A 12090-nucleotide genomic window follows, 5' to 3' on the forward strand; every position below is an offset into this window, starting at 1 on the left:
GGAAACACGTGAAAGACTTACTCAAGTTTTTGAAGGCTCAGACCAAGACCGAAGAGTTTGACAGTATCAAGATCGGTCTGGCCTCTCCTGACATGATCCGCTCCTGGTCATTCGGTGAGGTCAAAAAGCCTGAGACCATCAACTACCGGACTTTCAAGCCGGAACGTGATGGTCTGTTCTGTGCCCGTATCTTCGGACCGGTGAAGGACTACGAGTGTCTGTGCGGCAAGTACAAGCGCCTGAAACACCGTGGTGTGATCTGTGAGAAGTGTGGCGTAGAAGTGACCCAGACCAAGGTCCGTCGCGAGCGTATGGGCCACATTGAGCTGGCCAGCCCGACTGCCCACATCTGGTTCCTGAAGTCCCTGCCGTCCCGTATCGGTCTGCTGCTGGACATGACCCTGCGTGACATCGAGCGCGTGCTGTATTTCGAATCCTATGTAGTGATCGAACCCGGCATGACCAACCTCGAGCGCAGCCAGATGCTGTCCGAAGAGAACTATCTGGACGCACTGGAGGAGTGGGGCGACGAATTTGACGCCAAGATGGGTGCCGAAGCAATCCTTGCATTGCTGCGTGCCATCGATCTGGAAGGCGAAGTCAAGACCATGCGTGAGGAGCTGGATCAGACCAACTCCGAAACCAAGCGCAAGAAGACCACCAAGCGCCTGAAGCTGATGGAAGCCTTCCTGCAGTCCGGCAACAAGCCGGAGTGGATGATCATGACAGTGCTGCCTGTGTTGCCGCCGGACCTGCGTCCGCTGGTACCGCTGGACGGCGGCCGTTTCGCGACTTCCGATCTGAACGATCTGTACCGTCGCGTGATCAACCGTAACAACCGTTTGAAGCGCCTGCTGGACCTGGCTGCCCCGGACATCATAGTGCGCAACGAAAAGCGCATGCTGCAAGAGTCCGTGGATGCCCTGCTGGATAACGGCCGTCGTGGCCGTGCCATCACTGGTTCCAACAAGCGTCCGCTGAAATCCTTGGCCGATATGATCAAGGGTAAGCAAGGCCGTTTCCGTCAAAACCTGCTGGGTAAGCGCGTCGACTACTCTGGTCGTTCCGTTATCACCGTAGGCCCGACGCTGCGTCTGCATCAGTGCGGTCTGCCGAAGAAGATGGCGCTGGAACTGTTCAAGCCGTTCATCTATGGCAAGCTGGAATCCCGCGGTCTGGCGACCACGATCAAGGCCGCCAAGAAGATGGTGGAGCGTGAAGAAGCTGTCGTTTGGGACATCCTGGACGAAGTTATCCGCGAACACCCGGTCCTGCTGAACCGTGCACCGACCCTGCACCGTCTGGGTATCCAGGCGTTTGAACCGACCCTGATCGAAGGCAAGGCCATCCAGCTGCACCCGCTCGTCTGTGCCGCCTATAACGCGGACTTCGATGGTGACCAGATGGCGGTCCACGTACCGCTGACCCTGGAAGCCCAGCTGGAAGCGCGCGCCCTGATGATGTCTACCAACAACATCCTGTCGCCTGCCTCCGGTGAGCCGATCATCGTTCCTTCCCAGGACGTGGTCTTGGGTCTGTACTACATGACCCGTGCCCGTATCAACGCCAAGGGCGAAGGTATGGTGCTGGCCGGCCCGAAAGAAGCCGAGAAGGTATATCGCGCCGGTCTGGCCGATCTGCACGCTCGCGTCAAAGTGCGCATCACCGAATATCTCCGTCAGGAAGATGATTCGCTGGTAGAGCGTACCGAGATGAAAAACACCACAGTTGGTCGTGCGATCCTGAGCCTGATCCTGCCGAAAGGCATGGAATACGCCCTGATCGATGAGCCCAAGTTGCTGACTGCTGCAGAGCAGGCTGATCTGGATGCCAATCCGCAGAACTGGATCAAGTCCGTATCCAACAAGGCGTTGGGCAAAAAGCTCATCTCTCGACTGCTGAACACCTGCTATCGCAAGCAGGGCCTGAAGGACACCGTTATCTTCGCTGACCAGCTGATGTATACCGGTTTCCATTATGCGGCCCTGTCTGGTGCTTCCGTTGGTATCGATGACATGGTCATCCCGGATGCCAAGAAAGACATCATTGCCGCAGCAGAAGCCGAAGTTGCCGAGATCCAGGACCAGTTCCTGTCCGGTCTGGTGACCGCTGGCGAACGCTACAACAAGGTTATCGATATCTGGGCCAGCGCCAACGAGCGCGTCTCCAAGGCCATGATGGAGAACTTGTCCAAAGAGCGTGATATCAACTCGCTGGGTGAAGAAGAAGAGCAGGCGTCGTTCAACAGCATCTTCATGATGGCCGACTCTGGTGCGCGGGGTTCCGCCGCCCAGATCCGTCAGCTGGCCGGTATGCGTGGCCTGATGGCGAAGCCGGATGGCTCCATCATCGAGACCCCTATCGTGGCTAACTTCCGCGAAGGTCTGAACGTACTGCAGTACTTTATCTCCACTCACGGTGCCCGTAAGGGTCTGGCGGATACCGCACTGAAGACGGCTAACTCCGGTTACCTGACTCGTCGTCTGGTTGACGTGGCGCAGGACATGGTGATCACCGAGGACGATTGCGGCACTATCGAAGGTCTGTGGATGACTCCGCTGATCGAAGGTGGTGACGTGGTCGAGCCGCTGCGTGAGCGTGTGCTGGGCCGTGTGGTCGCTGATGACGTGATCAAGCCGGGTACCGAGGACGAGATCCTGGTAGCGCGCAACACCCTGCTCGACGAGCAGCTGTGTGACCTGCTGGAGCAAAACTCTGTTGACCGCGTGAAGGTGCGTTCTGCCATCACCTGTGAAACTGACTTTGGTAACTGTGCTCACTGCTACGGCCGTGATCTGGCCCGTGGTCACCTGGTGAACAAGGGTGAGGCTGTCGGTGTTATTGCCGCCCAGTCCATCGGTGAACCGGGTACCCAGCTGACGATGCGTACTTTCCACATCGGTGGTGCCGCATCCCGAGCCGCTGCCGAGAACAGCATCCAGGTGAAGAATACCGGTACCATCAAGCTGCAGAACGCCAAGTTCGTTCACAACAGTGATGACAAACTGGTTATCACCTCCCGTTCTACCGAACTGACCATCATGGATGACATGGGCCGTACCAAGGAAAGCCACAAGCTGCCTTACGGTGCCGTGTTGGAAGTGAAGGACGGCCAGGCCGTGAGCGCCGGTGACACTGTCGCTAACTGGGATCCGCACACCCACCCGATCATCACTGAAGTGGCGGGTCGCCTCCAGTTCGAACACATGATCGATGGCGTGACCATCACTCGTCAGACCGACGAGCTGACCGGTCTCTCTTCTATCGTCGTACTGGATGTCAACGAGCGTCCGAGTGCCGGTAAAGAGATGCGTCCGACCGTTAAACTGGTCGACCTGAACGGCAAAGATGTCATGATCCCGGGTACCGATGTCGCCGCCCAGTACTTCCTGCCGGGCAAGGCAATCGTGAACCTGGAAGATGGTGCCAACGTGGGTGTGGGTGACGCGGTAGCGCGTATCCCGCAAGAGTCCAGCGGTACCAAGGACATCACTGGTGGTCTGCCGCGCGTTGCGGATCTGTTCGAAGCACGTCAACCGAAGGAACCTGCCATCCTGGCGGAAATCTCCGGTACCATCTCCTTCGGGAAAGAGACCAAGGGCAAACGCCGTCTGGTCATCACCCCGACCGATGGTGGCGACGTCTACGAGGAGATGATTCCGAAGTGGCGTAACCTGAACGTGTTCGAAGGTGAAAAAGTTGAGAAGGGTGAAGTGCTGGCGGACGGTCCTGAGTCTGCTCATGACATCCTGCGTCTGCGCGGTATCAGCCCGGTCGCCAACTACATCGCCAACGAAGTGCAGGACGTTTACCGTCTGCAAGGCGTTAAGATCAACGACAAGCACATCGAAGTCATCGTTCGTCAGATGCTGCGCAAGTGCGAGATCCTGAGCGCTGGCGACACCGATCTGATCGAAGGCGAGCAGGTTGAAGTGGCGCGTGTGAAGATTGCCAACCGTAAGCTGGTTGCAGAGGGCAAGGCCCCGGCTACCTTCCGTCATATTCTGATGGGTATTACCAAGGCATCTCTGAGCACAGAGTCCTTCATCTCCGCGGCTTCCTTCCAGGAAACCACCCGTGTTCTGACCGAAGCGGCCGTTGGCGGCAAGCGTGATGAACTGCGTGGCCTGAAAGAGAACGTGATCGTGGGTCGTCTGATCCCGGCTGGTACCGGCTTTGCCTACCACCATAGCCGGATCAACCAGCGTGCCGCCGCAGCTCGTGCTGTCGGCGTACCGCAGGTGACCGCCGATGAAGCTCAGCAAAACCTGGCGGATCTGCTCAACGCATCCGGCAGTTTTGACGAAGAGTAATCTTCTGCTGCAGTGATTGAAAAGGGCTCCTTCAAGGGGCCCTTTTTGTTGGTCGCTTTCTCACCAACCCCAGTAGCCACGTGGATATTCGGATGATCCAGAGCAAGGTTGGGGAGTAAAAAATCAAAAAAAGTTGACATTGCCCCCTCGCAATTGAAAACTCGTGAAAGTTGAATGGTTATTACAGGGGTAGAACATGACTGTCGGTATCGAGGAAGTACTGCTTCCCGAAGAGCAGCTGAGCGGTCGCACTTTTACAGATGAAGACAGGGAATTGTTGCACTCCTATGGAGGGCTTATCGAAGGCTTGGCCGAACTGTTCGGCAAGCACTGTGAAGTGGTTCTTCACTCCCTGGAAAATCTGCATGAGTCCGTGATCAAGATTGCCAACGGGTTCAATACGGGACGGAATGAGGGGGCACCCATTACCGATCTCGCGCTGCGTATGCTCAAGGACATAGAGAATACCGGCCAGGATTACACCCAGAGTTATTTTGCCCGCAGCCGTACCGGCGCCCTGATGAAGTCGAGTACCATCGCCATCAGGAACAGTGACAAGCAGGTGATCGGTCTTATCTGTATCAACCTGCACATCAATGCGCCTTTTCACGAGTTTGTCGCCGAATTCTTCCCGACGCCCCAGCAAGTGGAGCGCCAGTCGCCGGAGACCTTTGCCAACAGCGTCGAAGAGCTGGTCGCTCAGACGGTGGACAACACCATCGACGAGATCAACCGCGATCCGACGGTTGCCAACAATGCGAAAAACAGGTTTATCGTGACCCAGTTGTTCGAGAAGGGCATATTTGATATCAAGGACTCGATCAACCTGGTCGCCGACAAATTGAATATTTCCAAACATACCGTTTATCTGTACATCCGACAGCGCAAGCAGGGTGAAGACGAGAACGAGTAAGCGCCATAGAAGGGGATAGATAAGAATGGCTAAAGAAGTGATTGCAACCGACAAGGCGCCTGCCGCAATTGGTCCGTATGTTCAGGCTACCAAGCTGGGCGAATTGGTCTTCACCTCCGGGCAGATCCCGCTCGATCCGGCCACCATGGAGATAGTGGCTGGCGGCATCGAAGCTCAGGCCGAGCAGGTGATGAAGAACCTGGTTGCAGTATTGAAGGAAGCGGGTGCCGATACCGGCAAGGTGCTGAAGACCACCTGTTTCCTCAGCGACATGAACAACTTCGTGGCCTTTAACCAGGTATATGCCCGTTACTTTGGCGACTCGGCCCCGGCCCGCTCCTGCGTGGAGGTGGCGCGTCTGCCCAAGGATGTGCTGGTTGAAGTCGAAGCCATTGCTTACGTCTGATCCACGGCTGAATGAAGAGCCCCTCCCAGGAGGGGCTTTTTTGTCTTTGGCGTAGAATGGACATACACCTGTACAGGAGTCCGGATATGAGTCTGAGTTTTGCCTTGCTGGTAACGGGGCCCGCTTATGGCACCCAGTCGGCCAGCACAGCTTACCGCTTCGCCTTGAGCCTCCTCGAGCAAGGCCACCGGCTGTCACATCTGTTTTTCTATCAGGACGGGGTTTGCAATGGTAACGGGTTGCATGCCCCGGCATCTGATGAGACCGACCTGGTGGCCCTGTGGCGCGAGCTGGCCATAGGGCAGGGGATCTGTATCGATGTGTGCGTTGCCGCCGCCATGCGGCGCGGTGTGCTCGATGAGGCAGAGGCGAAGGGAGCTGGCAAGGATCAATTCAACCTGCAGGCCCCCTTCTGCCTGAGCGGACTGGGTCAGCTGGCCGAAGCCAGCCTGACCGCCGATCGCTTTGTCCAGTTTTAGGGGGAGAGATGAACAAGATAGCCTTTATGTGTCGTCGCGGCCCTCATGGCACGTCCGCCGGACGGGAAGGACTGGATGCCTTGCTGGCGACCTCGGCGCTGACCGAGTCGTTGGCTCTGTTCCTCGTCGGTGACGGTGTCTTGCAACTGGTCAGGGAGCAACAGCCTCAAACCATCTTGCAGCGCCACTATGCACCGACTTTCAAGCTACTGGAGCTGTACGACATCGAGGAGGTCTATGTGTGTGCCGACTCACTGACTGAACGCGGTCTGACGGTGGATGACCTGCTGATCCCAGTCGAGAGCCTCTCTCGTGCCGACATCCGCCACCAGTGGGACCACTGCACGACTCACATCTGTTTCTGAGGTGATCATGATACAGCTGATATTGACCTCCCCCTTCCTGAGCCGGGATCTGGAACAGGCGCTCTGCTATCGCCAGCCGGATGATCTGCTGGTACTAATGCAGGATGCTGTTATCGCTGCCACGGTTCCTCAGTGGGGTGAGCGACTGGCGGGTATTCCGCTCTATGTGATGCGAGAAGACTTGCAGGCAAGGGGATTGCAGCACAGGATCGGGATGGATCTGGATATGGCCGGCCTGGTCGCATTGATCGCGGAGAACGGGTCACCGCAGACCTGGGGTGGCTAGCATCCATTTTTATCGATGAAGTTCAGTTAGTTATGACTATTGACAGGGGAACCATTGTGCCCTTTTGCGGCACAGATTGTATAAATCTTGACTCCCTTGACAACAGGGCATAAAATTTCGCGTCCCCGTATCTGCGGGGAGGATTTTTCACATGTTTATGAAGTCATTATCAGGAGCCTTTTGATGGCAACTATTAACCAGTTGGTTCGCAAGCCACGCATCAAGCTCGTTGTGAAAAGCAACGTGCCTGCGCTGGAAGCGTGCCCTCAGAAGCGTGGCGTGTGCACCCGTGTATACACCACCACCCCGAAGAAGCCTAACTCTGCACTGCGTAAAGTATGCCGTGTACGTCTGACCAACGGCTTCGAAGTCACCTCCTATATCGGTGGTGAAGGTCACAACCTGCAAGAGCACTCCGTGGTGCTGATCCGTGGCGGTCGTGTCAAGGATTTGCCAGGTGTTCGTTACCACACCGTTCGTGGTGCGTTGGACTGTGCCGGTGTTAAAGACCGTAAGCAGGCTCGCTCCAAGTATGGCGTGAAGCGTCCGAAAGCTTAATGGTTCTCCGTTAAGTAAGGCCAAACGTTAATTCGTTTCTAGTTAGATAACTTTCTAGTTTTGGGTAACCCCTGAAGTTACGGAGAATTTGAAATGCCAAGACGTCGTGTTGTTGGTCAGCGTAAAATCCTGCCGGATCCCAAGTTCGGATCAGAGCTGCTGGCTAAATTTGTCAACGTAGTAATGGTTGACGGTAAGAAATCTGTTTCCGAAGCCATCGTATATGGCGCGCTGGACATCATTGCCACCAAATCTGGCAAAGATCACCTGGCCGTATTCGAAGAAGCCCTGGACAACATTCGTCCGGCCGTCGAGGTTAAATCTCGTCGTGTCGGTGGTGCAACCTATCAGGTGCCGGTAGAAGTTCGTCCGGTCCGTCGCAATGCCCTGGCAATGCGCTGGTTGGTTGACGCCGCTCGTAAACGTGGTGAAAAATCAATGGCTCAGCGTTTGGCTGGCGAGCTGCTGGATGCCGCTGACAATAAGGGTTCGTCTGTCAAGAAACGTGAAGACGTTCACCGTATGGCTGAAGCGAACAAAGCCTTCGCTCACTTCCGCTGGTAATCCGCTTGCGCAGGGTCTCTTGGCTCTGCGCACCTTCAGTTATCTAGGGGTCCGCTCCTAGTAAGAGGATGACAATGGCTCGTACAACCCCCATTGAGCGTTATCGTAATATCGGTATCTCCGCTCACATTGACGCCGGTAAGACTACTACTACCGAGCGCGTTCTGTTTTACACCGGTGTAAGTCACAAGATCGGTGAAGTTCACGATGGCGCCGCCACCATGGACTGGATGGAACAGGAACAAGAGCGTGGTATCACCATCACCTCCGCCGCGACCACCGCTTTCTGGTCTGGCATGGGTAAACAGTTCCAACCGCACCGTATCAACATCATCGATACCCCCGGCCACGTTGACTTTACTATCGAAGTAGAGCGTTCAATGCGTGTTCTGGACGGCGCCGTGATGGTGTACTGTGCCGTAGGTGGCGTACAGCCACAGTCTGAGACCGTATGGCGCCAGGCTAACAAGTACAAGGTTCCCCGTATCGCGTTCGTCAACAAGATGGACCGTACCGGTGCCAACTATCTGCGCTGCGTTGAGCACATCAAGACCCGCCTGAAAGGTAACCCGGTTCCGCTGCAACTGAACATCGGTGCAGAAGAGAACTTCAAGGGCGTTATCGACCTGGTCAAGATGAAAGCCATCAACTGGAGCGAAGCAGATCAGGGCGTATCCTTCGATTACGAAGAGATCCCGGCTGAGCTGCTGGAACAGGCGCAAGAAATGCGCATGACCCTGGTCGAAGCCGCTGCTGAAGCGTCTGAAGATCTGATGGAAAAATACCTGGGTGGTGAAGAACTGACTGAAGAAGAGATCAAGAAAGCTCTTCGTCTGCGCGTTCTGAACAACGAAATCATCCTGGTTACCTGTGGCTCCGCGTTCAAGAACAAGGGCGTACAGGCCATGCTGGATGCCGTGGTTGACTATCTGCCGGCACCGACCGACGTAGCTGCCATCGACGGCCTGAAGCTGGACGGCGTCACCAAAGACGAGCGCCATGCTTCTGATGAAGAGCCGTTCGCTGCTCTGGCATTCAAGATTGCCACCGACCCGTTCGTGGGCAACCTGACCTTCTTCCGCGTGTACTCCGGCGTAGTTAACTCCGGTGACTCAGTGCTGAACTCTGTCAAAGAGAAGCGCGAGCGTTTTGGCCGTATCGTTCAGATGCACGCCAACAAGCGTGAAGAGATCAAAGAAGTTCGCGCAGGCGATATCGCTGCTGCCATCGGTCTGAAAGATGTGACCACTGGTGACACCCTGTGTGACGAAAAATCACCGATCATCCTCGAGCGTATGGAATTCCCGGAGCCGGTAATCTCCATCGCGGTTGAGCCGAAAACCAAGGCTGACCAAGAGAAGATGGGTCTGGCACTCGGCCGTCTGGCGCAGGAAGATCCGTCTTTCCGCGTATGGACTGACGAAGAATCTGGCCAAACCATCATCGCCGGTATGGGTGAGCTGCACCTGGACATCATCGTTGACCGTATGCGTCGCGAGTTCAAGGTTGAAGCGAACGTAGGTAAGCCGCAGGTTGCCTACCGTGAAACCATTCGTGAAACCGTCAAGGATATCGAAGGCAAGCACGCCAAGCAGTCTGGTGGTCGTGGTCAGTATGGTCACGTCATCATCGACATGTACCCGCTGGAAGCCGGCAAAGCCTATGAGTTCGTTAACGACATCAAAGGCGGCGTGATTCCTGGTGAATACATCCCGGGTGTTGACAAGGGTATCCGTGAGCAGCTGAAATCCGGCCCGCTGGCAGGTTATCCGGTAATGGATCTGGGTGTGCGTCTGCACTACGGTTCTTACCATGATGTCGACTCCTCCGAACTGGCGTTCAAAATCGCTGCTTCCATGGCCTTCAAGTCTGGTTACATGAAAGCCAATCCGGTACTGCTCGAGCCGATCATGAAGGTCGAAGTCGAGACTCCGGAAGATTACATGGGCGACGTTATCGGTGACCTGAACCGTCGTCGTGGCCTGATCGAAGGTATGGAAGATGGCCCGTCCGGCAAGATCGTACGTGCCCTGGTGCCGCTGGCCGAGATGTTCGGTTATGCGACCGCACTGCGTTCCGCTACCCAAGGTCGTGCTTCCTACGCAATGGAATTCGCTAAGTACTCCGACGCCCCGAACAACGTGGCTCAGGCAGTCATCGAAGAGCGCAAATCCAAGTAATTTATGATTCCCCGCCTACGACGGTAGGCGGGTTTAACCTAGAAGGACTACGTCGTGTCTAAAGAAAAATTTGAGCGTAATAAACCGCACGTAAACGTCGGCACCATCGGCCACGTTGACCACGGTAAAACCACCCTGACCGCCGCCATCACCAACGTGCTGGCCAAGCACTTCGGTGGTAAAGCTTTCGCCTTCGACCAGATCGACAAGGCACCGGAAGAGCGTGAGCGTGGTATCACCATCAACACCTCCCACGTAGAATACGACACCGCTGCCCGCCACTACGCGCACGTAGATTGCCCGGGTCACGCCGACTACGTTAAAAACATGATCACCGGTGCTGCCCAGATGGACGGCGCGATCCTGGTAGTTGCTGCGACCGACGGCCCGATGCCGCAAACTCGTGAGCACATCCTGCTGGGTCGCCAGGTTGGTATCCCGTACATGATCGTGTTCATGAACAAGTGCGACATGGTAGATGACGAAGAGCTGCTCGAACTGGTCGAGATGGAAGTTCGTGAACTGCTGACCGAGTATGACTTCCCGGGTGATGACCTGCCGGTAGTTCGCGGTTCCGCGCTGAAAGCGCTGGAAGGCGACGCTGCATGGGAAGAGAAGATCATCGAGCTGGCTGGCCACCTGGATACCTACATCCCGGAGCCGGAGCGCGCGATCGACCTGCCGTTCCTGATGCCTATCGAAGACGTATTCTCTATCGCTGGCCGTGGTACCGTAGTTACCGGTCGTGTAGAGCGCGGTATCGTTAAAGTCGGTGAGACCGTAGAAATCGTTGGTATCAAAGATACCGTTTCTACCACCTGTACCGGTGTTGAAATGTTCCGTAAGCTGCTGGACGAAGGTCGTGCAGGCGAGAACATCGGCGCACTGCTGCGTGGCGTGAAGCGTGAAGACGTAGAGCGTGGTCAGGTACTGGCCAAGCCGGGCTCAATCAAGCCGCACACCAAGTTCGAATCTGAAGTGTACGTACTGTCCAAAGAAGAAGGTGGTCGTCATACCCCGTTCTTCAAAGGCTACCGTCCGCAGTTCTACTTCCGTACTACCGACGTGACCGGTACCATCGAACTGCCGGAAGGCGTAGAGATGGTAATGCCAGGCGACAACATCAAAATGGTTGTTACCCTGATTGCCCCGATCGCAATGGACGACGGCCTGCGTTTCGCTATCCGTGAAGGTGGCCGTACCGTAGGTGCCGGTGTTGTAGCTAGCGTAATCGCTTAATCGATTCGTTATATACAAACATGAAAAGGGGTGGCTTCGGCCGCCCCTTTTTCTTTTTGGGTCTTGTGCCCTATGAGATACTTTGCAAAATCATTTATTGAGGTAGTCCCCAGTGAGCAAGCCCGCCATTTTTCTGGACCGTGACGGTGTTATCAACGAAGACACCGGTTATGTCAGTCAAGTAGACGACTTCCATTTCCTGCCTGGTGTGATCGAAGCCATGCAGCTGCTGAAGAAGAAAGGCTATCTGTTGATCGTCGTCACTAACCAGTCTGGTATCGCCCGCGGCTATTTTAGTGAGGACGACTTCATGAACCTGACTGAATGGATGGACTGGTCACTGGCTGATCGGGATGTGGATCTCGATGGTATCTATTTCTGTCCACATCACCCGGATCACGGCGCCCCTTGCGACTGCCGCAAACCTGAACCAGGTATGCTGCTGTTGGCGCAACAGGAGCTGGGCATCGACATGAGTCGATCCTACATGGTGGGCGACAAACCTTCTGACCTGAAAGCGGCAACCAGTGCCAAGGTGGGTCATAAAGTCATGGTGCGTACTGGTAAACCGGTGACTGACGCCGGCATTGCTTTGGCGGATGCCATCTACGACAACCTGCACGATTTCGCCGTGTCAGTGCCTGTCGCGGGCTGATTTCGTTCGCTTAATACGCACATTGATGGCTTTGTGAGCAAACGGTTGGTAAAAGCCATCTTTTTGCAATTATCAGCTTGCCAGAAAGATTCAACTCCCTATAATGCGCCTCCATCGACAGGGCAAGCGGCA

At 55.6% G+C, this 12090-nt stretch carries 11 protein-coding genes; all 11 read left to right on the forward strand.

All coding sequences use genetic code 11. The features are described from left to right. The first annotated feature begins 8 nt into the window (after nucleotides 1-8). The 11 genes from rpoC (at nucleotide 9) to gmhB (ending at nucleotide 11958) form a co-directional block, all read left to right on the forward strand. Nucleotides 9-4313 (forward strand): DNA-directed RNA polymerase subunit beta', encoded by a 4305-nt coding sequence (gene rpoC / locus BN1129_RS09485; protein ID WP_042036014.1) that lies wholly within the window; start codon nucleotides 9-11, stop codon nucleotides 4311-4313. A 196-nt stretch (nucleotides 4314-4509) separates the two neighbouring features. Then, nucleotides 4510-5226 (forward strand): helix-turn-helix transcriptional regulator, encoded by a 717-nt coding sequence (locus BN1129_RS09490; protein WP_042036015.1) that lies wholly within the window; start codon nucleotides 4510-4512, stop codon nucleotides 5224-5226. Between the two features lie 25 nt (nucleotides 5227-5251). Then, nucleotides 5252-5632 (forward strand): RidA family protein, encoded by a 381-nt coding sequence (locus tag BN1129_RS09495; protein ID WP_042036016.1) that lies wholly within the window; start codon nucleotides 5252-5254, stop codon nucleotides 5630-5632. An 86-nt stretch (nucleotides 5633-5718) separates the two neighbouring features. Then, nucleotides 5719-6111 (forward strand): sulfurtransferase complex subunit TusD, encoded by a 393-nt coding sequence (tusD, locus tag BN1129_RS09500; RefSeq protein WP_042036017.1) that lies wholly within the window; start codon nucleotides 5719-5721, stop codon nucleotides 6109-6111. Between the two features lie 8 nt (nucleotides 6112-6119). Further along, nucleotides 6120-6476: a sulfurtransferase complex subunit TusC gene (gene tusC / locus BN1129_RS09505; RefSeq protein WP_042036019.1), complete on the forward strand. Its 357-nt coding sequence runs from the start codon at nucleotides 6120-6122 to the stop codon at nucleotides 6474-6476. 7 nt (nucleotides 6477-6483) lie between these two features. Beyond that, nucleotides 6484-6762, forward strand: a complete 279-nt coding sequence (tusB, locus tag BN1129_RS09510; RefSeq protein ID WP_042036020.1) for a sulfurtransferase complex subunit TusB — start codon at nucleotides 6484-6486, stop codon at nucleotides 6760-6762. A gap of 183 nt (nucleotides 6763-6945) precedes the next feature. Further along, nucleotides 6946-7320, forward strand: a complete 375-nt coding sequence (rpsL, locus tag BN1129_RS09515; protein ID WP_005306278.1) for a 30S ribosomal protein S12 — start codon at nucleotides 6946-6948, stop codon at nucleotides 7318-7320. A 93-nt stretch (nucleotides 7321-7413) separates the two neighbouring features. Next, nucleotides 7414-7884: a 30S ribosomal protein S7 gene (rpsG, locus tag BN1129_RS09520; protein WP_005318583.1), complete on the forward strand. Its 471-nt coding sequence runs from the start codon at nucleotides 7414-7416 to the stop codon at nucleotides 7882-7884. 74 nt (nucleotides 7885-7958) lie between these two features. Beyond that, entirely contained in the window at nucleotides 7959-10064 is a 2106-nt protein-coding gene (gene fusA / locus BN1129_RS09525; protein ID WP_042036022.1) for an elongation factor G, read from the forward strand. Between the two features lie 54 nt (nucleotides 10065-10118). Then, nucleotides 10119-11303, forward strand: a complete 1185-nt coding sequence (gene tuf / locus BN1129_RS09530; RefSeq protein ID WP_042036023.1) for an elongation factor Tu — start codon at nucleotides 10119-10121, stop codon at nucleotides 11301-11303. Nucleotides 11304-11415: 112 nt separating this feature from the next. Then, nucleotides 11416-11958 (forward strand): D-glycero-beta-D-manno-heptose 1,7-bisphosphate 7-phosphatase, encoded by a 543-nt coding sequence (gmhB, locus tag BN1129_RS09535; RefSeq protein WP_042036024.1) that lies wholly within the window; start codon nucleotides 11416-11418, stop codon nucleotides 11956-11958. The last annotated feature ends 132 nt before the right edge of the window (nucleotides 11959-12090 follow it).

Source organism: Aeromonas popoffii (assembly GCF_000820025.1).
Taxonomy (GTDB): Bacteria; Pseudomonadota; Gammaproteobacteria; order Enterobacterales; family Aeromonadaceae; genus Aeromonas; species Aeromonas popoffii.

Bases quoted from the DNA above. Each gene is read 5' to 3' on its own strand.
- BN1129_RS09490 (WP_042036015.1), top strand. From the start codon at position 4,510: ATGACTGTCGGTATCGAGGAAGTACTGCTTCCCGAAGAGCAGCTGAGC.
- BN1129_RS09495 (WP_042036016.1), top strand. From the start codon at position 5,252: ATGGCTAAAGAAGTGATTGCAACCGACAAGGCGCCTGCCGCAATTGGT.
- tusB (WP_042036020.1), top strand. From the start codon at position 6,484: ATGATACAGCTGATATTGACCTCCCCCTTCCTGAGCCGGGATCTGGAA.
- rpsG (WP_005318583.1), top strand. From the start codon at position 7,414: ATGCCAAGACGTCGTGTTGTTGGTCAGCGTAAAATCCTGCCGGATCCC.
- fusA (WP_042036022.1), top strand. From the start codon at position 7,959: ATGGCTCGTACAACCCCCATTGAGCGTTATCGTAATATCGGTATCTCC.
- rpsL (WP_005306278.1), top strand. From the start codon at position 6,946: ATGGCAACTATTAACCAGTTGGTTCGCAAGCCACGCATCAAGCTCGTT.
- tusD (WP_042036017.1), top strand. From the start codon at position 5,719: ATGAGTCTGAGTTTTGCCTTGCTGGTAACGGGGCCCGCTTATGGCACC.
- tusC (WP_042036019.1), top strand. From the start codon at position 6,120: ATGAACAAGATAGCCTTTATGTGTCGTCGCGGCCCTCATGGCACGTCC.